The sequence below is a fragment of the Streptomyces sp. WM4235 genome (assembly GCF_001279725.1).
GTDB lineage: Bacteria > Actinomycetota > Actinomycetes > Streptomycetales > Streptomycetaceae > Streptomyces.
The window spans coordinates 12,499-34,920 of record NZ_LGDE01000304.1 but is presented as its reverse complement, the minus strand read 5'-3'; the positions used below and the strand labels follow the sequence as shown (position 1 = coordinate 34,920).

The 22,422-nt window shown below is 74.8% G+C and carries 16 protein-coding genes; 5 read left to right on the top strand and 11 right to left on the bottom strand.

Annotation, left to right across the window (positions count from 1 at the left end; genetic code table 11):
- Positions 1-94: 94 nt before the first annotated feature.
- From ADK55_RS20155 to ADK55_RS20120, 8 genes are all read right to left on the bottom strand, one after another.
- The gene (locus tag ADK55_RS20155; protein ID WP_053680666.1) at positions 95-382 is read right to left on the bottom strand and encodes a hypothetical protein; all 288 of its coding nucleotides are present in this window, start codon (positions 380-382) and stop codon (positions 95-97) included.
- Positions 379-1,119, bottom strand: a complete 741-nt coding sequence (locus ADK55_RS20150) for a GmrSD restriction endonuclease domain-containing protein (RefSeq protein WP_053680664.1) — start codon at positions 1,117-1,119, stop codon at positions 379-381. Before ADK55_RS20150 ends, ADK55_RS20155 begins: the two co-directional genes overlap by 4 nt.
- Positions 1,120-1,424: 305 nt before the next feature.
- Positions 1,425-3,338, bottom strand: coding sequence for a hypothetical protein (locus ADK55_RS20145; RefSeq protein WP_053680663.1), 1,914 nt, complete (start codon positions 3,336-3,338; stop codon positions 1,425-1,427).
- Positions 3,335-6,979, bottom strand: a complete 3,645-nt coding sequence (locus ADK55_RS20140) for a vWA domain-containing protein (protein WP_053680661.1) — start codon at positions 6,977-6,979, stop codon at positions 3,335-3,337. The genes ADK55_RS20145 and ADK55_RS20140 overlap by 4 nt, the downstream gene beginning before the upstream one ends.
- 2 nt (positions 6,980-6,981) lie before the next feature.
- A complete protein-coding gene (locus ADK55_RS20135; protein WP_053680659.1) occupies positions 6,982-8,136 on the bottom strand; it encodes an ATP-binding protein in 1,155 nt (384 codons plus the stop codon).
- Between the two features lie 176 nt (positions 8,137-8,312).
- Entirely contained in the window at positions 8,313-13,268 is a 4,956-nt protein-coding gene (locus ADK55_RS20130) for a DNA-binding protein (RefSeq protein ID WP_199826579.1), read from the bottom strand.
- Positions 13,265-14,122, bottom strand: a complete 858-nt coding sequence (locus ADK55_RS20125) for a DUF4132 domain-containing protein (RefSeq protein ID WP_053680657.1) — start codon at positions 14,120-14,122, stop codon at positions 13,265-13,267. Before ADK55_RS20125 ends, ADK55_RS20130 begins: the two co-directional genes overlap by 4 nt.
- A gap of 291 nt (positions 14,123-14,413) precedes the next feature.
- On the bottom strand, positions 14,414-15,919 hold the full coding sequence (locus tag ADK55_RS20120) for an MFS transporter (protein WP_053680655.1): 1,506 nt from the start codon (positions 15,917-15,919) through the stop codon (positions 14,414-14,416).
- A 137-nt stretch (positions 15,920-16,056) separates the two neighbouring features.
- Here ADK55_RS20120 and ADK55_RS20115 point away from each other — a divergent pair, with 137 nt between their 5' ends.
- Positions 16,057-16,506: a MarR family winged helix-turn-helix transcriptional regulator gene (locus tag ADK55_RS20115; protein ID WP_053680653.1), complete on the top strand. Its 450-nt coding sequence runs from the start codon at positions 16,057-16,059 to the stop codon at positions 16,504-16,506.
- A 49-nt stretch (positions 16,507-16,555) separates the two neighbouring features.
- On the opposite strand, the gene ADK55_RS20110 is transcribed toward ADK55_RS20115, so the two are convergent.
- On the bottom strand, positions 16,556-17,125 hold the full coding sequence (locus tag ADK55_RS20110; RefSeq protein ID WP_078999182.1) for a MarR family winged helix-turn-helix transcriptional regulator: 570 nt from the start codon (positions 17,123-17,125) through the stop codon (positions 16,556-16,558).
- 138 nt (positions 17,126-17,263) lie between these two features.
- Here ADK55_RS20110 and ADK55_RS20105 point away from each other — a divergent pair, with 138 nt between their 5' ends.
- Entirely contained in the window at positions 17,264-17,677 is a 414-nt protein-coding gene (locus ADK55_RS20105) for an organic hydroperoxide resistance protein (RefSeq protein ID WP_053680651.1), read from the top strand.
- Between the two features lie 140 nt (positions 17,678-17,817).
- Here ADK55_RS20105 and ADK55_RS20100 read toward each other — a convergent pair whose 3' ends face one another.
- Positions 17,818-18,264 (bottom strand): hypothetical protein, encoded by a 447-nt coding sequence (locus ADK55_RS20100; protein WP_053680649.1) that lies wholly within the window; start codon positions 18,262-18,264, stop codon positions 17,818-17,820.
- Positions 18,265-18,440: 176 nt separating this feature from the next.
- On the opposite strand from ADK55_RS20100, the gene ADK55_RS20095 reads away from it, so the two are divergent.
- The 3 genes from ADK55_RS20095 to ADK55_RS20085 are packed head-to-tail and all read left to right on the top strand — an operon-like array spanning position 18,441 to position 21,213.
- On the top strand, positions 18,441-19,703 hold the full coding sequence (locus ADK55_RS20095) for a sensor histidine kinase (protein WP_053680646.1): 1,263 nt from the start codon (positions 18,441-18,443) through the stop codon (positions 19,701-19,703).
- Positions 19,691-20,347 (top strand): response regulator, encoded by a 657-nt coding sequence (locus ADK55_RS20090; RefSeq protein ID WP_234350164.1) that lies wholly within the window; start codon positions 19,691-19,693, stop codon positions 20,345-20,347. Before ADK55_RS20095 ends, ADK55_RS20090 begins: the two co-directional genes overlap by 13 nt.
- Positions 20,344-21,213, top strand: a complete 870-nt coding sequence (locus ADK55_RS20085) for a hypothetical protein (RefSeq protein WP_053680643.1) — start codon at positions 20,344-20,346, stop codon at positions 21,211-21,213. The genes ADK55_RS20090 and ADK55_RS20085 overlap by 4 nt, the downstream gene beginning before the upstream one ends.
- Before the next feature lie 44 nt (positions 21,214-21,257).
- On the opposite strand, the gene ADK55_RS20080 is transcribed toward ADK55_RS20085, so the two are convergent.
- The gene (locus tag ADK55_RS20080) at positions 21,258-22,304 is read right to left on the bottom strand and encodes a LacI family DNA-binding transcriptional regulator (RefSeq protein ID WP_053680641.1); all 1,047 of its coding nucleotides are present in this window, start codon (positions 22,302-22,304) and stop codon (positions 21,258-21,260) included.
- Positions 22,305-22,422: the final 118 nt, after the last annotated feature.

Here is a 22,422-nt window from a genome sequence, read left to right as displayed (position 1 = left end):
GTCGGACTCGCCGCGACCTCGGGATCCCCGCCCAGGTCACCGCCCCGTGACCGGTCCCCGGACCCTCGGGGCGGCGCGGCGGGCGACCGGGGGGTCAGCCGGACGGGACCTCGGCCCCGCCGCCGACACGGACGGCCGCGAGGGCCGCGCGGTGCAGGGCGTGCGGGTCTCCGTGCGGGAGGGGGCTGCCCGTGAGCGTGTACCACTCGTCGGCGTCCAGGTACTGGATGTCGAACCGGATCTTGCCATCGGCTCCCGCGACCGTGCGGAGCGTCAGCTCACCGGTGATCACGCCGACCTCGTCGGTCATGGCGCCGCCGGGGCCGGCCACGACCGTGTCCGTCCACTCTTGCGCCGCGTCGTGCCGGTCCGCCTCGGTCATGAGCCCGCGCAGGTGTCGATCATGGTGGTGAGCATGGCTTTCTCCGGTTCGGTGACGGTCAGCTCGTAGTGCGACTTCACGGTGGTCCAGGCGCGTCCGTACTGGCACCAGCTCGCCTTGTCCGGCGGCTGCCACAGGTCCGGGCTCTGGTCGCCCTTGGAACGGTTCGACGCGGCCGAGACCGCCAGCAGCTGGGGGCGGGTCAGGTCGTTCGCGAACGCCTTGCGCCGGGCCGCGTCCCAGTCGGCGGCGCCGGAGCGCCAGCCCTCGGCGAGCGGGACCATGTGGTCGATGTCCAGCTTCGACGCCTCGCTGAACTCCAGCCCGTCGTACAGGCTCTTCCACGCACCGGACGAGGCGCGGCACTCGGAGTCCTGGGCGACGTCCTTGCCGTCGCGCTTGAGGACGACCTCGCGGGTGTCGCACTTGTTGCCCTGCTCGGCCCAGTGCGTGAACTTGGCGCGGCTGTAGCCGGCCATCGTGCCGGGCTTGCCGATCTTCAACGCGGCCAGCTGTGTCCGGGCGACGGCCGCGCTGACCATGCCGGGCAGTACGTCGCCCCGGGTCGGCTTCGCGTCGCCCCCGGACGGCGCGGAGGGTGAGGCCGAGGTGCGCGGCGCCCGCGTGTCGCCCTTCCCGTCGGTGCTCCCACCGGCGCCGGTCTGGCTGCATCCGGTCACCCCGAGCAGCAGCGCGACGGTCACCGCGAGGCCGCGCGCCCCTGTCTGACGTTCCATGAATCCACCCTGGTTCGAACTCCCGCACGCTGTCCCGGGGGAGCCTACCCATACCCGGACATTCGATCCGTGCGTGTCGCGCGGAGTGTCACGGGCCGTCAGGGAGGCGTCCCGGGACGGTCCGGCGGGCCGGGCGCGGGCGACCGGGGCAACCGCGCGCCCACGGGGCACGGTTGCCCCGGTACCGGGGCTTTCCACACGCTTCGTGATGCTCCGTCCGCCGCCGTCGGGTGTGTCCGATCTCGCACGATCGGCGGGCTCCGGCGTCTCCCGCGCCGCCGGCGCCCACGCGGGAGACGACCGGCTCAGGACCAGGAAGCCGCCACCAACGAGCGTTCCGCCGCACCGAGGTGGGTGGCCGAGGCGAGCCAGGCCCAGGCGTAGCGGTCGGCCGAGGCGTCGGTGAGGCGGCCGAAGGCATCCCGGGGGCGCCGGTCCGCCTCGACGGCCAGGGCGGTGGCCAGATCCGCCGCCGCCCCGAAGCCCGAACGGCGCAGCGGGCCGCGCAGGCCGAGCGGCTCCGGCCCCCTGGCGGCCTCCGCCACGGCCCGGCGACCGCCCGCCACCCCGGTCTCCAGAAGCCTGCGCACCCGCCACAGCGGGGACCCGGCCAACGGATCCGCCTCGCCCCCGATCGGACCGGCGAGGGGCCCGCCGTCACCCTCCGGGAGCTCGGGCGCCCCGTCCGGAAGGTGGGAACCCTGGAGGCGGTCGTAGCCCAGGTCGGCCCGGCCGAGCCACTCCTCGGGCAACCGCAGCGTGTACCGAGCCCCCGGCACCGGACCGACGGCCAGCGCACCCAGGGTGGCCGCCCGGTCCGGATCCGGACGGCCCAGCACCCGGATCGCCAGGCCCGGACACCCCGCCAACCGGCGCAGGTTGGCCGTGTGCGGCAACTCGGGATGCGGATGCGCCGGGCGCAGCCGGAGCACGGGCGCGTCCGCGCGCACGGTCCCGTCGGACGACAGCTCCCGTACCAACAGGTGCTCGCCGGCCCCGCCGACGACCCGGACGTCGCAGCCCAGCAGCTCGGGCTCGCCCTCGGGGTCGGCGAGCAGGCCTGCCACCGCCTCCGCCGCCGGACGGGCGAACAGCGCGGCGGCGGGCTCGTCGGTCCAGGCGATCCCGCGCAGCGGAGTCGCCTGGACCCCGCGTCCCGCACCCAGACGCCCGTCCGCGGACACCGTCGCGCCGACGACGCGCAGACCCCCGCGCGCCAGCCCGGCGTGGTCGAGGACGGCCCCACCGAGGGCCACGGACGCGGACCCGGCGCCCCGGGCCCGGGCGAGCCCGCCGGGGCGGACGTCCGACACGGAGTAGCGGGAGCCGTCCGCGCCCACCAGATGGGTGACCACACCGCCGTAGCCGGTGGCGGACAACACGGGCTCGCGGCACAGCCCGTGCACCCGCAGGCTCCCGCCCGCCTCGTAGGCGCGGCGGCCGGTGCCCGTGAGCGCGAGCCCGCCGGCTCCGGAGGCCGTCAGCCCCGCGACGTGCAGCAGTTCGCGGAAGGCCTCGGTGAGGGCCCCGAGCCGCTGGGCGGCACTGCGCTCCCGCGCCGCCCGCAACCCCCGTACGACGCGCAGGGCGGCGGCCTCGCCGCGCGGCAGCCCGGCGAGGCGGGCACTGTGCGCGGCCCGCAGCAGCTCGGCCTGCACCACCGCACCGCCGGCCGCGACCCCGGCGGCCAGAGCGGCGGCCGCCGCCTCCCACAGCGCCGCCGAGGCCCGCAGTTGCGCGGCGGTCGGCGGCTCGGGTGCGGTCGGCGGCGGAGCCCCGGCGGAGGCCCCGGGTGTCGTGGCCCCGGGCACCGCAGGCGCTTGCGGACCGGCCCCCACCACCACACCGCTCTCGGGCGGCGTCCCCGCCTGGGCCGGATCCGGTTCGGCGTCGGCCGCCGGCCCGGCGGGGGCGAGCTGCTCGGGATCGGCGAGCGGGGCCGCCCCCAGCACGGCGGCCCGATGCAGGCAGCGCGGTGCCAGCAGGCAACCGCAGACGGCCTCGTCGGCCGCCGTGACCACCCCCGAAGGGCCCGGACGCAGGGTCACCACGGCATCCTCGCCGAAGCGGACGCTCACGCTCCCGTCCGGCCCGGCCACCGCCTCCGAGGCGCACGCCTCGATGGCCGCGTCCAACTTCTTGCGCAGCCGCGCGGTGAGGTTCTCCACCGCCTCCGCGAGGACCTCGGGGACGACGGGCGGCAACAGATCGGTACTCAACGGACATCTCCACGGAGGCGTTCGCCCACCCAGCGGGCGAGAGCGAGGGGACTGAGAGCGGCCACCGGCATGCCGGCCGCGACGAGTTGCCGTGCGATGGCCGCCGAGTACCGGGGCGCGCCCGCGTCGTCGAGCGCGGCGCAACCCAACAGGTGCGCGCCGGAAGCGACCAGCGCACGCACCTCGCCGAGCAGCCCGCCGAGCGGCGCCCCCTCCTCGAAGTCGCTCACCACGACGACCAGGGTGCGGCTCGGAACGGTGATCAGCGACCGGGCGTGCGCGAGCCCGGCGGCGATGTGCGTACCGCCGCCGACCCGTACCTCCAACAGCAACGACAGCGGATCGTCGACGCGGTCCGTGAGGTCGACGACCTGGGTCGAGAACGCCAGGAAGTGGGTGGACAGGGTGGGAACCCCGCCCAGCACGGCCGCCGTCAGGGCCGACCAGACCACCGAGGCCTCCATCGAACCGGAGACGTCGACCACCAGGATCAGCCGCCAGTCGGCCTCCCGGCTCGCCCGCGTACTGAACACGGGCCGCTCCGGGACGACCACCACCCGCCCGTCCGCCGATCGCCGGGTGTGCGCCAGGTTGGCCCGCAGCGTCCTGGCCAGGTCCAGCTTCCCGCCGGGGCGTCGGGTCGGGCGCGGCGTCGCCAACCCCGACAGTGTCGGGCGCAGTCGGGTGGCCAGCTCCCGGGCCAGCTCGTCGACCAGACGCCGCACCAGGGGTCGCAGCCGCGCCAACTGCTGTTCGGGCATCCCGCCGGCCAGCGAGAGCACCGAGGTCAACAGCTCCATCGAGGGACGCACCGAGGTGGGGTCCAACTGGGCCAGCACATCGACCCGGCCCGCGTCCGCGGCGTCGGCCAACACCTCCTCCCGCACATCGGCGCCGAACAGGGCCTCCAACTCCTCGGACCACTCCCGGGCCGTGGGGAACGAGGCTTCCAGACCCCCGCCCGAGCCGCGGCCGTCGTCCAGATCGGCGGAGCCCTCGCCGCGCCCGGCGCCGTACAGCTCGTCGAGCGCCCGCGCGTAGCCCCGCGCACCGGACGGCAGCCGGTCGCGCTGCCGCCCGAGCAGCAGCCGCCACCGGTCGGCGGGGGACAGGCGCCGCGACCCGGGATCGACGGGCCGCGGGGCGGCCGTGCCCTCCGGGACGTCGGGCGCTTCGGTGTCCGCGGCGGGCAGCGGCAGGTCCTTGAGGGCGGCGAGGCCCGCCGCGTCCGCCGCCGCCCAGAGGGCGAGCAGCCCGGGCGGTGCGTCCAGCGAGAGGTCCAGGCGGTCCCCGAGCCGTTCGGTGACGGTGTCCAGCAGCCGGTCGCGGGCGGCGGGGGAGAGCGCGTCGAAGCCGCCGCGCAGCGCCGGCAGCCGGTCCAGGAACCGATCGTCCGCGAGGTCGTCCACCCGGTCCAGCAGGGGGGTGAGTACGGTCGGGGAGGAGCCGAGCAGCGGGCCGGCGGCCGTGAGCAGACCGGTCAGCCGGCGGGTCAGGGCACGCCGGGCGTCCGGCGTGCCGGCGCCGTCGACCCAACCCGCCGCGCGCTCGCCGAGCCCGTGCGCCGGATCCAGGTCCAGCAGGACCCGTACGGCCAGGGCCGCGCCCTGCATCAACGGGGACGCGGAGGAAGCCAGTTCCGCCAGGGCGGAATCCAGCCGCAGCCCCAGGTGCCGGCCGGCGGCCCGGTCGGCGAGGGCCACCAGGGCGCCCGCGTCGGCGGGGTCCTCGCTGCCGGCGAGCCCGGGCAGGGATCGTACGGAGGCCTCCACCAACTCCTCCGAGAGTGCCTCGGCGCGCACCCGCGCCCCCTCCGACGTCCCGGGGAGGTGGCCCCGGCCCAGTCCCTCCAACAGGTCCAGCGATTCGAGGAGTTCCGGCAGTCCGGCGGTCTCCGGGAGGATCGCGGCGGCCTCCTCCAGCCGTACGTCGACCAGCGCGGGCAGATCACACCGCGCGGCCGCGCGCAGCCCGGTCAGGATCTGCGCCGGGGTCGGGCCCCCCTCCTCGGCCGCGCGGCGCGCGACGTCACGCAGCGTCCCGGCGGCCGCCTGGGCGGCGGTCACGCCGCGGACGCCGACCAGGTCCAGCCGGGCGGGCACGGACGGGGTCCAGGACAGCCGCCACTTGCTCCCGAGCGCGGTGCCGTCGCCGGTGGCGGCCACGGCGACGGGCTCCCCGTACCCGGCGCCGCACACCAGCAGCCGTTGCAACATGACCTCGCGGCGGCCGTCCAGCTCGGAACGCAACGGATCCAGCCGGACTTCCCGGGGAGCGGGATCACGCGGCGACGGCAGTCGCAGCGCCGTCAACTCCTCCTCGACGGCGGGACCGAGCCCCGAACGCGGGGCGTGCGGGGTGATCCTGCCGCGCCCCGCCCCGATCAGCACGGCCTCCAGGGCGCGGGCCAACGCCCGCCCCCGACCCAGCGGTTCGCCCTGTCCGAGGACGGTCATGACCGCCTCCAGCAGTTCCCCGCGCCCGGGCGCGGTCAGCCCGCGCAGCATCGCCAGGTCGCAGGCGAGCCGCAGCGTCTCCGCCGCCTCCCCGGTGCCCGCCGTGTGCCCGGCCCGGCGCAGCTCCCGACAGACCCCGGTCACGGCGACCGAGGCCGCGTCCCGGACCCGCACCGGGTCCCCGCCGGCCTCGAACACGGCCTGCTGCCACAGCGGGTCCCGGATGCCGGCCGGATAACCGGAGCGGGAGTCGAGGAGGTCGAAGGAGTACGGCACGAACGAGGCCACCACGACGTCGTCGGCAGCCACCGCGGCATCGTCGCGGAAGCGCGCGCCGGCGGCGTCCGACCTCGACACGCCGGTGTCCTGCGTCGCCGCGCCGGTGTCCTTGCCGGCGCCCACCGCGACGTCGGCCACCGCGGCGTCGGTCGGCAGGAGGGCCGGGGCGTGGAAGGCGCCGATCAGCGCGGCGACCCGGCGCCCCCCGGCGGACGCGGCGGCGATGACGGCCCGCATGTGCGCCTCGCGGGCCAGGTCCCGCGCGGGCACGTCGCCGTCCGCGCGCAGCGCCCAGCCCACGCCGAGCGCCGCCCGACGCACGGCCTCGGGGGAGCAGCCCGGGGCCTGTACCTCGACCGCGCGGTCCCAGAGGTCGTCGCCCTCGCGCCCCGTGCCGGACGCGGCGAGCGCCTCGGCGAAGGAACGTCGGCCCGAGACCGGCCCGTCGCCCGACGGGACCACGGCGTCCGGGGCAGGCCCGTCGGGCGTGCCCGACGCCGGCACCGGCCGGTCCGGGCCCACCGGCAGCAGGCCCGCCGGCGCGTCCGGAAGGGACCATCCGCCATCGGCCAACGGCAGGTCACAGCAGACCACTTCCACACCGCGCTCCCGCGCCCAGCGGATCGCCGCCAGCTCGGGGGAGAAGTCGGCGAACGGGTAGAACGCCAGGCGCCCGTCCCGCCCCTGGCCCGCCAGCGCGACCGGGGCCACCGTCTCGGGATCCGCGACGTACTCCCACCACGATTGGAACTCGGCGGGAAGCTCCACGCAGAGCACCTCCGCGCCCGCCGCGTCCAGCAGCGCCGGCACCATCGCCGCGAGGGCCGGACTGTGATGCCGCACCCCCAGCAGGTACGGCTCCCGGCACGCGGCGAGCGCCTCCACGGCGTCCCTCGGATCGACCATCGTCACCGCAGGCTCCCGCGCAGGTCCCACAGCCGGCGCCACATCGCCGAACCGTCCTCGGCACGGCGGCGGACCGGGCCGTCCCAATACCCCAACAACCGGCCGTGGTCGGCGGGGTCGTCCTTGCGCACGACACCCAACAGGTGCCCCGGCAGCAGATCGAGGACGTCGCCGCCCGGCAGGTAGGCGGCGGCCACCCCCAGCGAGGCCGCCACCTGCACGGCCTCGGCGGTGGACATGACCGTACCGGGCCGCTCGACGTCCCAGCCCTCGGCGCTGCGCCCCGAGCGCAGGTCCCGGAAGACGGTGACGAGGGCGTCCAGCACCGCGTCGTCGACACCGAACGCGGCTCCGGCGCGCTGCACCGCGGCGACGGCCTGGCGCCGGATCAACGTGGCCTCGGCGTCGGCGTCCGCGATCGGCGCGACCGTCTCGAAGTTGAACCGCCGCTTCAGGGCGGCCGACATCTCGGAGACACCGCGGTCGCGGAGGTTGGCGGTGGCGATGACGGTGAAGCCGGGGGCGGCGGACACCACCGCGTCCTCGGTCGAGGTCAGTTCGGGCACGCTCACCCGACGGTCGGACAGGATCGACACCAGGGCGTCCTGTACCTCCGGCAGGCAGCGGGTGATCTCCTCGACCCGCACCACCCGGCCCGTGCGCATCGCGGCGAGTACGGGGGAGTCGACCAGGGCCTGCGAGGTGGGGCCCTGGGCCAGCAGCAGGGCGTAGTTCCAGCCGTACCGGAAGGCGTCCTCGGTGGTGCCCGCCGTGCCCTGCACGGTGAGGGCGCTGGTGCCGGACACGGCCGCGGCGAGCAGCTCGGACAGCATCGACTTGGCGGTGCCGGGCTCGCCGGTGAGCAGCAGACCCCGTTCGCCGGCGAGGGTGACCACGCACCGTTCGACCAGGGCGCGTTCGCCGACGAACTTCGACGCGATCACCAGCTTGGTGGGCAGTCCGGCGCGCCGCTTGGGCAGGGTCAGTTCGGCGCCCTCGCTGCCGCAGACGAACGTGACGACGGCGCGCGGGGTGAGGGCCCAGCCGGGCGGGCGCGGCCCGGTGTCGTGCGCGGCCAGGAAGGCGAGTTCGGCGGCGTGGCGTTCCTCCGCGGGCATGACCTGCCGGGCGGGGGCGGACGGTTCGGTGACGGTCATCGGGGTCCTCCGGGTGATACGGGAAGGAAGTGGGGCGCGGGGTGCCTCACGGCACCTCGCGCGGGTCGGGGCGCGCCGGGTGGGCTGCTCCCCGGGGCGGTCCGCCGGCAAGCGGCCGACGGTGGGCCGGTCCGGGCCGGGGCGAAGTGCCCCGGCCCGGACCGTTCAGGAGGGCGTCACCTCCGGCGTCGCGTCGTGCGCTTCACCTTCAGTTCCTCGAAGCGCGGCGTGTCGCCCTCGCGAACCCGTTCCCACGCGCGCCGGTACAGATCCGCGACCGGTTCGGTGGGCACGAGCACTCCCAGGACCGGGTTGCGTCCCGCGGCCGTTCCGTACATGGGCAGCTTCCACAGCTCCACCGGCAGCGTCGGGGAGGAGACGTCCGCCCACCCGCCCGGCAGGAACAGGGAGCGTCCGGCGCGGCTGCGGCTCGCCGTCACCACCAGGTCGGTCGCGCCCAGCTCCGCGCGGGCCGCCGTCAACCGGGCCGGCTTCCAGCCCGTCCAGCGCGCCGTGTTGCGGTCGGTGGGGTCCGGCATGGCGAGCAGCGCGAGGTAGAGGACGGCGGCGTCCGCACCCAGGCCGTACGTGTCGCTCACCTCCGCCACCAGGTCCGGCACCGAACGGCCCGCGTCCTGCGGCCACCAGGTCCCGTCCTTGTCCACCGATCCCGCGGCCGGCGCCCCCGGATCGGCGAGGAGCCGCGCGAAGCCCGGGTCCCGCGCGAGCCGCAGCGCCGTCTCCACGGCGAACGGCTGCTGCTCGGGGCCGCGCAGCGCCGGCAGGTACGGGTCGGAACCGGTGGAGTCCAGCAGCGCGGGCCGCAGCGCCGGATACGACCAGTGCGTACTCGTGCCGGGCAGCACCACCGCGCCGTAGCGCTCGTAGCCCTCGCCCGTCTCGGTCGGCGTGCCCGCCGCCTTACGGAACTCCGCGGGGTTGTGGTAGACGTCGATGCCGAGCAGCAACTCGGGCGCGGACAGCCGCCGGCGCAACGCCGTGAGCGCGGGGGGCAGCACGGCCCGGACCGGGTCGCCCGCCGGCAGCCGGTGCGCCAGCCACCCCGTGAGGGCGACCGCCCGGGTCAGCACCGCGGAGGTGAACGGGGCAGCCGCGGGCTCGCGGGGCGAGATCTGGTTCTCCCGCACCTCCCACGCCACATCGGTGTTCAGCTCCGGTGTCGCCGCCGGGTCGAGGAGCGCGGGCAGCGCCTTGTGCACCGACCACCGGTGGCCGTGGCTCGTCCCCGCGCCGACGGCGCGGGTCGCCTCCACGAGCAGCCAGTCCGGTACGGGCGTGCGTCGACCCACGCGCCGGTTCCACACCTCGGCGGCGGCCGTCACGTCCGGGCCCTCGCTCCACAGCCGCGCCGGCTCGGCGGGCAGCAGCGCCGCCACGAGCTCCCGTCGGACCTCGACGTCGAGGTCGCGCAGGTCGTCGCGGGCGTACGCCGAGTCCGTGGCCTTGACCCCGATGGCCGCACGGAGTTCGGCCGGCAGGAAGTTGCGGTCCCAGGTGTCGATGTCCGGGAGGCCGGCGAGCACCAGCCGGGCCGCGGGCCCGGAGACCCCGGTCAGGCGGGCGAACTCCTCGGCGGCCTCCGTGAACCACGGCGCCGCGCCGTGCTCGGCCGCCGCGGCGAGGAACGCGGCGAGCCAACCGGCCCCGCGCCCCCGGTCCCCGAGCGGGGCGTGACCGCGCGAGGTGTACGGCTGCGGCACCGCGAGCCGACCGCTGGGGTCGTGCAGCAGGGCCGTGAACTCGCGGCCCTCGTCGGTGGAGTCGCCGTGCTCGCCGGTGATCGCGAGCAGGGCGCCGCCACCGTACGGCAACACGGTCGAATGCCACTTCCCGCGGTCGCGGCCGTCCGGCTGCGTCGTGTGGTTGCGACCGAGGTGGACCAGTACGCGCAGCCACCGGCCGGCGGACGTCTCGGTGGAGTCCAGGCCCAGCGCGACCACCTGTTCGAGCATCGTGCACAGTGCCGCACGTCGCGCGTCGTCGGCGCCGGTGACCACCGCGCGGTAGGCGACGGCGGCGGCCCCGTCGAGGAACAGCTCCGTCCAGGGCATCGTCCGCGTCAGCCCCGGCACGTCGAAGTGCAGCCGTCCGGGCACCTCCCGCGCGTCGGTGTCGGCGGAGACGGACACCAGCTCCCGCAGGAACCGGTACGCGGCGTCGGAGTCCCCGCCGAACCGGCGGTGCCGGCCGGCGACGAGCCCTTCCAGCGCCTCGCCGACCAGCCTGTCGGACGGGCCCCGCTCGACCCGCGGCGCGGGCTCGCGTTCCGGGGTCGGGTTCAGGGCGGCGGCCACCTTGTCGAGCGCCGTCCGCTGCCGCAGGGCGTCCCGCAGCTTGTCGACCACGCCCCCGATCAGCTCGGGCGAGGTGATCCGGGGCAGAGCCGCGCTCACGATGGCGGGCAGCTCGTCCCGGTCGGCGGCTCCGGCCGCCTTCAGCAGCGCACCGCAGGTCTCCGCGTCGGCGGTCCGCAGCGCGGCCGAGCCCTCGGTGTCCCGGGCCCGCAGGCAGTACCAGTAGGGGAGCGGCGGGAGATCCACGGCGGGCGTGGAGTAGGCCGGGTTGTCGTGGTCGGAGCTGACCTGGGAGGTGACGACCCCGTCGTGGTCGCTGAGCGTCAGCGTGCGCCAGTCGCTGGACAGCACGCGCAGCCGGTCGTCACCGGGCAGGCGTAGCGCCCCCTGGGGCATGCGGCCTTCGGCCGCGGTCACCGAGCGACCGGCGGTGTCCGAGCCGTGCCAGCCCCGATCGGGAACGTGCACGACACGCCAGCCGAGCAGGCCGTCCACGGGCGCGCCGAACACCGAACCCTCCACGGTGGGCGTCGGCCGCAGCCAGTTGGCGCCCGCGTGCTGCGGCAGGCTGCTGCCCTCCGGGTGCCCGCGCAGGGCGTCGGCGAGGAAGGCGGGCTGCGAACGCCGTCCCAGGGCGCCGCTCGCGGGGTCGTACTCGTACCATCCTGCCGCGCCGGGCTCGCTCCCCGAGTCCCACACCCAGTACGAGGTGCCGTCGGACAGGACCGGGCGCTCGGTCGGGAGCTCGGTGTCGCCCGCGTGCAGGACACCGTGGCCGGTGAACCGGCCGCCGCCGGGCAGCGGCAGGGTGACCTGCTCGTTGCGGATCGACCAGTAGGAGCCCGGGTGGTCGAGGGTGAGGACGTCGTTCGGGGCGCTCAGCCAGTAGCCCTCCACGGCGCCGCCGTACGAGACCCAGAACACCAGCAGGTCGCCGTCCACGTGGTGGAAGCCGAGGCGGTAGTGATCGCCGCGCGGGACCCGCAGGTCGTGGGTGAGCACCGTCGAGTCGGCGTCGACGACGCGGACCTGCGTGGAGTTGGCCACGATCAGGTGGGGCCAGGCGTCCATGACGACGAGCCCGCGGTCGCGCCGCCCCCCGCGCGCCTTGGCGTTCGGCCGCAGCTCGGACACCGCCGTCTCCCAGGCGGGCCAGGTCAGTTCCTCGAACAGTCCGCCGCGCAGCGTCCGCGCGAGGATCCCGCCCACGTCGAGCGCCGCCGCCTTCGCGACGTCCTCGGGGGCCAGGGCCAGCGCCTCGGCCGGCAGCCAGGTCAGCCAGCGGATCGCCGCGGGCAGCGCCGGCAGTGCGGACGCCGTGGAGGAGGCGGCCACCTCGCGGACCCAGTCGGCGAGCAGCGCGCTGCTCCCGGGGGACAGGGCGAGTGCGCGGACGGCGCCCCGTCCGGTGGCCCGGCTCCCCAGCTCGTTCAGGGAACGGAACATCACCGGGCGGAAACGCTCGTCGGCGCACAGCGCGCGCAGTTCCCGGCGGGCGGTGTGGTCGCCCCAGGCCTGGAGTCCCAGCGTCCGGTTGTCCTTGGGGTCCGGGTCGGCGAGCGGCAGGTCCAGGGACAGCACCAGATCGAGGAGGTCCACGTCCTCGAAGCCGAGGCGCAGCCCCGTCTCGCGCTCCGGTGCGGCGAGCTCCGCGCGCAGCCGGTCCGCGGACCGCTCGACGAGTTCGAGCAGGTTCGGTAGTGCGGGGGGAGTGCCCCAACCGCTGTACCGGGCGGTCTGGAAGCGCTCCAGCCAGCCGGACGCGCCGTCGGAGCAGCGCTCCTCGGCCGGCGCGTCGGCGGCGGACAGCCCGACGGTGGCGCCCGAGTCGACGAGCAGCTCCAGCCACATCGCGGCCATGGCGCCCGCGTCGCCGCCGCTGGGCGGGGTCAGTCCGAGCAGGGTGCCCCGTACGGAGGGCACGCGCCGGGCGAGCGCGAGCAACGCCGGGCGGTGGGCCTTCCACCAGCCGGCGGCGGCGCGCAGGGTGGCGGGCAGCGGCAACAGCTCGGCGAGATAGTCCTGCTCGGGTTCGGTGCCGGTGAGGCCGGCGGCGCGGGCCAGTCGGCGCAGTTCGACGGCGACCTGCGCGGACGGCGGCAGCCCGCCCGCGGTGCGGCGCACGCACAGCCGGCGGAACCGGTCGAAGGCCTCGGCGGGGGAGACCCGCAGCGCCAGCGCCTTGCCGTACCCGGTCAGCACCTTCACCGGCAGGGCGCCGGCCAGGGCGAATTCGAGGAAGACGGCGTCCAGCCGGTCCTCGTCCACGGGCAGGCCGAACTCCGCCTCGCTCGCGCGGGCCTTGCCGAACAGCTGCGCGGCGTACGTGGTGTTCTCGACGGCGAGGAAGAGCCGTGCGGCCTGCTCGTGGAAGACCGGCAGGAAGTGCGGGACGGACACGGCGAGCCGGCCGGCCAGTTCCATACAGGCGTCGAGGGCGGCCTTCGGCTTGGTCTTCGCCTGACGGGCGGCCCGGTCCAACTCCGGTACGACGGCCAGCGCGTGGTGCCCGTCCTCGGGGTGGTGCACCAGGACCCACTCGGGGAAGCCGAGGGCCTGTCGCCGGCCGAGACCCACCACGGCCGGTTCGCCGTCGGGTTCGAGGCCCAGGAATCCGGCGGCGAGGTCCTCCGCGGCGCCCAGTTCGGCCGCGGCGAGCCGGATCACGACCCGGTCGTCCCCGAGGGCCGGGTGGCGGTAGGCCCGTGCGGTCAGTTCGACGGCTTCGTCGCCCGCCCCGGTGGTGTCGGCGGGCAGCACGGCGCCCGCGTCGAGCAGCGCCCGGGCCCCGCCGGTGTCGGTGGTCTTGGTGTTCACGCGTTCCCGCCCTCCTCGATCTTGCGCCCGGCGTACAGCGCCGCGGCCATCCGCATCCCCTCGGACCAGGCCACCGGTCCGACCTCGGCGAGCCGCACGGCCCGACCCTCCGCGTCGTGCCAGTTCAGCCCGCCGGTGCTCGACTCGTCCTCCCAGTACGGTTCGCCGATCCACACGGCCGCCTCCACGGCACCGCCGGCGTCGCGCACCTTGCAGGTGGCGTAGCCGCCGGAGACCCGGTAGCCGAGGCCGGTGGCCCGTGCCGCGAGGCTGAACCGGGAGGGGAACACCCCGCCCGCGTAGTCCCGTACCTCGGTCGCGTTCGCGGCGAGCCCGGCCGGCTTCTGCCAGGTCGCGCGGTGGATCTGCTCGACCTGCTGGGTGATGCCGAGTTCGGCGGCGAAGTCCCGTACGTCGTCCAGGTCGGGCAGCAGCACCGGGTGCGGCAGGGTCACGGTGCGCGGGGAGAGCCGTATGGTCTCGCCGTCGAGGTTGACCACCTTCAACTCGCCCGTCTCGGTGGCGTCGCGCAGGAAGCCCACCTCGTCGGGGTCGTCGTCGGCGACGATCGCCAGGTCGCGCAGGGCGCCCTGCCAGGCCTCGTCGGGCCAGACCCGGGCCAGCAGCGTGGTCGGCACCGGAAGCGAGGACACCATCCAGGCGTCCACCTGGGCGACACACGCGACCACGTGCCGATCGAGCCACTCCGAGAGCCGGCGCAGCCGGTCCACCTCGGGGTGGTCGCGCAGCGCCTTCGGCAATGTCTTCAACTGCCGTTTCGTCGATCCCCGGGCCACGACCCGCCCCTCCACGAGGGCGATCTCATAGCCCTCACCCGCCGCCAGCCAAGCCATCAGCCGTGCCTGCCCCTCTGTCGTACCCGCCCGATTCCGCGCAGCCCGAAGGAAGGCGCCAACGCCCTGTGAGCTGCGGTATGTCGGGAGACTAGCGAGGCCCACTGACAACGCGACGGTCAGGACCGGTGGGTGAGCGGGCCCTCCCGGATATTCGAGACAGTTGGCCTGAATTCGATGTTGTGGCGAGCCGGATGCCGGTCCGGGAAAGCAGTCGCGCCGTACGGGAACACGAAGAACCGCCCCCGGTCGCGAAGGACCGGAGGCGGTTGGGGTGGGGCGGGCGAGGGGTCAGACGGCGTCGGCCGTCTCCACCGCCTTCAGCAGCGGGGCCTCGCTCGACGGGACGGGCTCCTCCACCCGGGGGCCGTGGCCCGAGCGCAGGCCGAGCCAACTGATCAGCGCGACCAGGGCGAAGGCGACGGCCCCGATCCCGAAGGTGAGGGTGAAGCCGGACTCGGCGGGCAGCGCGGGAACGCCGGCCGGAAGGTGCTCGATGGTCTTCGAGGCCAGGATGGTGGTGACGATGGCGCTGCCGATCGCACTGCCGGTGGAGCGGGAGATCGAGTTGATGCCGTTGGCGATGCCGCTCTGGTGGTGCGGAACGCTCGACATGATCACGGCCGGCATGGCCGCGTACCCGAAGCTGACCGCCGCGCCGACGACGAGACCGGCGCCGATCACCGAGAAGGTGTGCGCGTGGTCCAGTGCCAACCAGCCGAAGCCGACGGCGCCGAGCACGGCGGCCAGACCCAGCGCGACGCGGGGCCCGCGGTGGCGCACCAGCTGCCCGCCGACGGGGGAGGCCAGCAGAGAGACGATCGCACCGGGGAGCAGGAACTGGACGGAGGCCCGCAGGATGGACGCGTCGAAGCCGTACCCGGTGAGGGCCTTCGGCATCTGCACCAGGTAGGAGACGCCCAGGAAGTTCGCGAACATGCCGAAGCCCACGAGGATGCCCGCCAGGTTGGCCATCAGGACGGGGCGGTGGACGAACATCCGCATGTCCACCAGGGGTTCGCGCACCTTGCGCTCCACCAGGACCCACACGGCCGTCATGACGGCGGCGCCGGCGAAGCTGCCCAGCGTCCGAGCGGAGGCCCAACCCCACTCGTGTCCCTGCGAGATGGGCAGCAGGAGCAGCAGGAGGGCGATGCCCAGGGTCAGCGCGCCGAGGAAGTCCGTCCGGCCGCCGGTCTTGTGGCGGGTGGCCGGGACCAGGAAGACGACGGCCAGTAGGGCCAGGGTCGCGAAGCCGGTCGCCATCCAGAAGGCGTTGCGGTAGTCGGCGTCGGAGCCGGAGGTCAGCAGGCCGGTGGCGACGAGCGCGAGACCGCTGCCGAACGCGAGCGTGCCGCTGACCAGCGCCATGGCGCCCGGCAGCTTCTGGGGCCGGACCTCTTCGCGCAGGACGGACAGGGCCAACGGGAAGATCGCGGTGGCCGCGCCCTGGAGGACCCGGCCGAGGATCAGCAGCGGAAGCGAGGTCGCGAGCGCGGCGATGACGGATCCCGCGACCATGACGCCGAGAACGGCCACCAGCGTGGGCTTCTTGCCGTGCTGGTCGCCGAAGCGGCCGAGCAGCGGGGTGAAGACGGCGGCGGACAGCAGGGTCGCGGTGGTGACCCAGCTGACGTTGGCGGTCGAGGTGCCGAGGTCGGTGCGGATCAGACCCAGGATCGGAACGGGCAGGGTCTGCATCATCGACACGACCATGGCGGCGAGGCTGAGGGCGAAGACGATGACCGTCTCGTTCCGGGGCCTGGCGGCGGCGGGGGCGGATGCGGCGGTGCTCATGGTTGGCGGGACCTTCTCAATGCTTCAGATCACAGATGTTTGATGTCCTCAAGTACTTGGATGAAGGTAGACGGCAATAGTTAAGGTGGTCAAGTAAAAGGTTGATAATATGAAGCTTGTGGGCGTACGCTCGCGCCATGAGCGCCACCGCCGCGGCCACCTCGCAGGGCCCCACCAAACTGCGACTGCTGGAACTGTTGGCTGCCATCGGCACCGCCCAATGGCGCGACTTCGCCACCGCCGCCGCCCGGCACGGGCTCACGTCCACGCAGGCCAAGGTCCTGGCCCAACTGGAGGGGCCGGTGCCGATGCGCGGCCTTGCCACCCTGCTCGCCTGCGACGCGTCCAACGTCACCGGCATCGTGGATCGGCTGGAGGCGCGGGAGCTGGTGCGGCGCGAGCCGTCCCCGGCGGACCGCCGGGTCAAGAACGTGGTGGCGACCGACGCGGGTCGCGAGACCATCCGCCGTGTGCGCGAGGAGATGCAGGCCACGCACGGAGCGCTGGACGCGCTGGACCAGGCGGAGAGCGCGACGCTCTACGCGCTGCTGGAGCGCCTGCGCCCCACGCTGGAGAAGGACGCCTGATCGAACGGGTCCGACCCGACGGCCGGGCCCGAGCCGACGCCCCGAGTGCTCACGCGCCCGGGGCGTCCGTGTTGCCGGTGGTCCCGGTGGTTCCGGCGTTCGTGGTGTCCGCGCCGTGCCCGACGTGCGCCGCCCCGTCGGCGATCGTGTCGCTCGCGGCCGCCGTGTCGAGCGCCTCGGTCAGTCGGCTCAGCCGCGCCTGGAGGTCACGGATCTCGCCGAGCTCGAACCCGGTGGCGGCGGCGATCCGGCGAGGTACCGCCACCGCCCGGGCGCGCAGAGCGGTGCCCTCGTCGGTGAGTACCGCGTGCACGGAGCGCTCGTCCTCGGTGCTCCGCTCGCGTCGGATCAGGCCGGCCGCCTCCAGCCGCTTGAGCAGCGGCGACAGGGTGCCGGAGTCGAGCCGCAGGTGCTCCCCGAGCTGCTTGACGGGCGTCGTGCCGTGTTCCCAGAGGACGAGCATCACGAGGTACTGCGGGTAGGTCAGGCCCAGGTCCTTCAGGACGACCCGGTACAGGCCGCCGAACGCGCGGCTCGCGGCGTTGAGCGCGAAGCAGATCTGCCCGTCCAGGCGGAGGAAGTCCGGCTCGGTGAGGGTCTCAGGCTGCTGCTCGGTCATGTCGGCCAGTGTACCCGGGAACTCTTGTCAGCGATTCAGTTGTGCACAATCAAGTTGCACACAACTCAAGCGTGTGCTTTATTGGTGGAGCGGTCGGACGACGGCCGCACCGATCCACCCCTCCGAGAGGAACCCCCGATGGACGCGCTGTACACCGCTGTCGCCACCGCCAACGGCCGTGAGGGCCGCGCCGTCAGCTCCGACGGTCAGATCGACCTCGCGCTGGCCATGCCCCCGGCGCTCGGTGGCAACGGCCAGGGCACCAACCCCGAGCAGCTCTTCGCCGCCGGCTACGCCGCCTGCTTCGCCAGCGCCCTCGGTCTCGTCGGTCGCCAGGCCAAGGTCGACACCAGCGAGGTGTCCGTGACCGCGGAGACCTCCATCGGCAAGGACACCGACGGCGGCTTCGCCCTCGCCGTCACCCTGCGCGTCGAACTCCCCGAGTCCCTCGCCGGTGCGACCGGCGCCGCGCTGGTCGAGCAGGCCCACCAGGTCTGCCCCTACTCCAAGGCCACCCGCGGCAACATCCCCGTCGAGCTCGTCGTCGAGTAGTCCGACCGGCGGCGCCGCACGCGCCGCCCGACCGCCCGCGGCGCCCCTTCCGAGGGGCGCCGCGGGCGTGTGCGCTCACGCCCCTCACTCACGCCCCTCACTCACGCCCCTCACTCACGCCCCTCACTCACGCCCCCCGCTCACGCCGGCCGACGAATCGCCACGACCGCGCAGACCGCGGCCAGCGGCAGTTCCGCCACCGCGGCGAGCGCCAGTGCCATCCCCTGGCCGCTCGTGCCGGCCGAGGTGGTGACGTCGAACCATGCGTCCATCACCAGCAGGGCGGCCGTCGCCCCCGCCACCGCCGACACCCGGGGGTCGCCCCTGCGCAGCAGCGCACCCGTACCGGCCAGACCGGCCACCAGCATCGCGTCGAGCCCGATCCACGCGGTGGACCAGTACGACACCTCGGTCGTGTGCGGCACCGACTTCGCCAACACCACCATCCACGGCACCAGCGCCAGCCCGGCGCCCGAGAGCACCGTCGAAAGGCGCGGGACGCGGACGTCGGCCCGGCGGCCCCGACCTGCCGCCGCCCGTCCGGTCGAGGGACGGGGTGCGACGCGCTGCGGGGAGACGAGGGCCATGGGTGCGGAACTCCTTCCGACCCGACGGTCCGTCCGCCGGGCACTCCACGACTCTCGTGCCCGGAGCGCGGAAGATCAGTAGCTCCAACGACCGAACCGGGGGTGGTGCCAGGTACACCCCGGGGCGGGCACCAGGGTGGTCGAACACCCCCTGACATGCGATTAACGTACGACGCATGGCATTTCGCGGCGCGTTGAGGCGTACGTACACCTGGATCGCCGCGCACGCACCGTGGTCGGCGTGGGCCCGCCGCAACACCGCCTTCTGCGCGGCCGCGATCCCACCCGCCCTGCCCGTCCTGCTCGGCGTGGTCTTCCTGTGGGCGTGGCCACGCAGCACCGTCCCGCTCCTCCTCGCCCTCGCCTGCGGTCCGCTCCTCACCAGGCTCCAACGCAGCCGCTTCCGGACGTTGGCGGACCGGGACGTGCCGGAGGTCGCCCGCACACACCCCCGGCACACCGCGCGCGGCATCGCCGAACGGCTGACCTCCGAGTCGACCTGGCGCCAGTACGGCTACCACCTGCTGGCCGGGCCGGCCGCGGCCCTCGGGGGAGCCGTGCTGGTCCTCCTCTGGATCGGCGGCTTCGCAGGCGCCTCCGTGTACGCCTGGTCCTGGATGCTGCCCACCGACGACCCGGAATTCGGGCAGGGCGGGTCGAGTTCGTACGACGTCCTCACGGTCGCGGGCGTCCTGCTGCTGCTCGCCGCCCCGTGGTGGGCGGCACTCGTCACCCGACTGGACACGCGCGCGGGCGCCGCCCTGCTCGGGCCCAGCCGGGCGGGCGAGTTGCTGCGCAGGGTCGAGGACCTGGCCGAGAGCCGGGCGGGTGTCCTGGACGCCGCCGACCTCGAACGTCGGCGCATCGAGAGGGACCTGCACGACGGAGCCCAACAGCGCCTGGTTTCCCTCGCCATGAACCTCGGCATCGCCCGCGCCACCCTGACCGATCTGCCGCCCGAGGTCAGGGCCGTCATCGACGAGGCGCACCGCGAGGCGAAGGAGGCCATCGAGGAACTCAACAACCTGGTACGGGGCCTTCACCCGGCCGTACTGGAGGACCGCGGGCTCGACGCCGCGCTCTCCGGGATCGCGGCCCGCGCCCCGCTCCCCGTCGAACTGGCGGTGGACATCGCCGTGCGCCCCGGCTCGACCATCGAGGCCGTCGCCTACTTCGTGGTGTCGGAGACGCTCGCCAACGTCGCCAAGCACGCCCGTGCCGGCCACTGTTCCGTGCGGATCCGCCGGATCCCCGGGCGCCGGGGAGACCTGCTGCGCGTCGTCGTCACCGACGACGGGGTGGGCGGAGCCGACCCGGCGGGCGGGACCGGCCTGACCGGACTGCGCAAACGCATAGGGTCCGTCGAGGGAACCATCATGATCGAAAGCCCTCCCGGGGGCCCGACCGTCATCACCGTGGAGCTGCCGTGCGTGCTGTGATCGCCGAGGACTCCGTCCTTCTTCGCATAGGACTCGTCAAACTCCTCGGCATGGCCGGATTCGAGGTCGCGGCCGAGGTCGACGACGGAGAGGCCCTGCTCGCGGCCGTCGAGGAACACAAGCCGGACCTCGCCCTCGTCGACGTGCGGATGCCGCCCGACTTCACCGACGAAGGCGTCCGGGCCGCGCTCGTGATCCGCCGCCGATACCCCGAGACCGCCGTGCTGCTCCTCTCCCAGTACGTCGAGGAACGCTACGCGGCAGAACTGCTGACCACCCAGGGCGGCGCGGGCCTCGGCTACCTCCTCAAGCAACGCGTCGCCGATGTGGAGGAGTTCGTCGCCGCGCTGCGCCGGGTCGCGGCGGGCGGCACGGCACTCGACCCGCAGGTCGTCGCCCAACTCCTGCTCCGCCGCGGCGGCGGCAAGGACCCGCTGGAGCGGCTCACCCCCCGCGAGCGGGACGTCCTGGCCCTGATGGCGGAGGGGAAGTCCAACGCCGGGACAGCCGCCGAACTCGTGGTGAGCGAGAGCGCGGTGGCCAAACACATCAACAACATCTTCGCCAAGCTCGACCTGCCGCCGGCCGACGGCGCCCACCGCCGAGTCCTCGCCGTCCTGCGCTTCCTGGACGGCACGTCGTGACCGGCAGCGCCGAGACCGGGACGGCCGCGCCGCGGGCGCGCCACCGCACGGCTTGGCTCGCCGCCGCGTGGCTCGGCGCCGTGCTCGTGGTGATTCCCGCCGCCTGGCAGGCGTGGGCGTACGGAAACACGCGGCAGGGGAGTGCGTCCGGGGGGAGCGCCGGTCGGCCGGTGGCCGCGCTGGAGATCGTGGCGGGCGGCTCCGACGTCACCGTCACCCCGCGCGCGGACCGGCAGGTCTCCTACCGGGCGGACCTCGGCTGGTCGTTCCGACGGCCCACCATCGAGGAGAGCCGACTCGGCGATGCGCTGCGGCTCACCCCGCACTGTCCCGGCGGCACCGGCGACTCGGGCCTTCCCGGCCTGCGCTGCTCCGTGCGGCTGTTCGTGACCGTGCCCGCCGACATCCCGATCAAAGTGACCGCGGGCTCCGGCCGGGTGGACATCGGCGGCCTGGGCGGCGCCGTCGACGCGGACGTCGACTCCGGCGCCCTCCACCTCACCGGGCTGCGCGGCCCGGTGCGCGCCCGCGTCGGATCCGGGCAACTGGACGCCGGCGTCCTCACCTCCCCCCAGGCCGAGTTCCGGGTGGGCTCCGGCCGCGCCACGGCCGCCTTCCTGACCCCGCCGGAGCAGGTGACCGCCCGCACCGGCTCCGGCCGGCTGGACCTCACCTTCCCGACCGCCACCCGCTTCCGGGTCGACTGCGAGGCGGGCGCGGGCCGCTGCGAAGTGGACGGGGCCCTGCGCGATCCGGCCGCCCCCGGCACCCTGACGCTGTCCGCCGCATCGGGCCGGGCCCACGCCGGGTACGCCAACCCTTCGGTGCCTTCGACACCGGAGAATCCCTCGACTCCGGGCCGGTGACCAAGTGCGCGTCCCCGGTGCTTCGTTGCCGACCCGCCGGGGGATCAGGCCGAGGCGCGGTGCACGAGGACGGTCGGGGTGATCACCGGGCGCGGGGGTTCGGGAGCCGTCCCGGCCCGGTTCAGGGTGTCGAGCAGGAGACGGGCCATCAGCCGGCCCATTCCCTCCACGTCCTGGCGCACCGTGGTGAGCGGCGGATCGGCCGCCTCCGCCACCAACTCGGTGTCGTCGAAGCCCACGAGCGCCACGTCCCCGGGCACCGACCGGCCGTTCTCGCGCAGCACGGCGAGTGCCCCCGTGGCCATGAGGTCGTTCGCCGCGAACACCGCGTCGAGCGCCGGACGGCGGTCCAACAACTGCCGCATCGCACGGGCCCCGCCCGCCGAGGTGAAGTCCCCCTCGGCGGTCAGCGCGGGGTCGGCGTCGCGCAGTACGTCCCGATAGCCGTCGAGCCGGTCGGCCGCCGACGTCTGGTCGAGGGGGCCCGCGATGTGCGCGATGTGACGCCGACCCTGGGAGAGCAGGTGGCGTACGGCCTCCCGCGCGCCCCCGCGGTTGTCGGCGTCGACGTAGACGACGCCGAGGTCCCCGGATCCGGCCGTCCAGCCCGGCCGCCCACCGTAGACCGTGGGCATGCCGATGCGCCGGGTGATGTCGGGGAGCGGGTCGTCGGTGTGCAGGGAGAAGGCCAGGGCGCCGTCGACGTGCCCGCCGGCCAGGTACCGCTCGATCCGGTCGTAGTCCCCCCGATCCTCCACCAGGAGCAGGACCAACTGCTTGTCCTGTTCCGTGAGTTCCTTGCTGATCCCGCGCACCTGGCGGGAGAAGAAGGGGTCGGAGAAGATCCGGACCTCCGGTTCGGCGATGATCACGGCCACCGCACCGGTCCGGCGGGTGACCAGCGTGCGCGCCGCCGGGTTGGGGACGTAGCCCAGTTCGAGGACGGCCTTGCGGACCCGGTCCACCAGGTGCGAGCGGACTCCGTCCCCGCCGTTGACGACGCGCGACGCGGTGGCTCTGGACACCCCCGCCCGCGCGGCCACTACCTCCAGAGTCGGTCGGTTGACGGGAACGCGATGCTGTTCGGGCACGTACGCTCCCTCATGCGTGACCGCGGGCGGTTGCCTCGCCGGGCAGCAGGCTAACCCGTACCGCCGGGAGCGCGAGGGCGCTCCCGGCGAATTCAGGTCGTGCGGGGCGGTGCCGTGG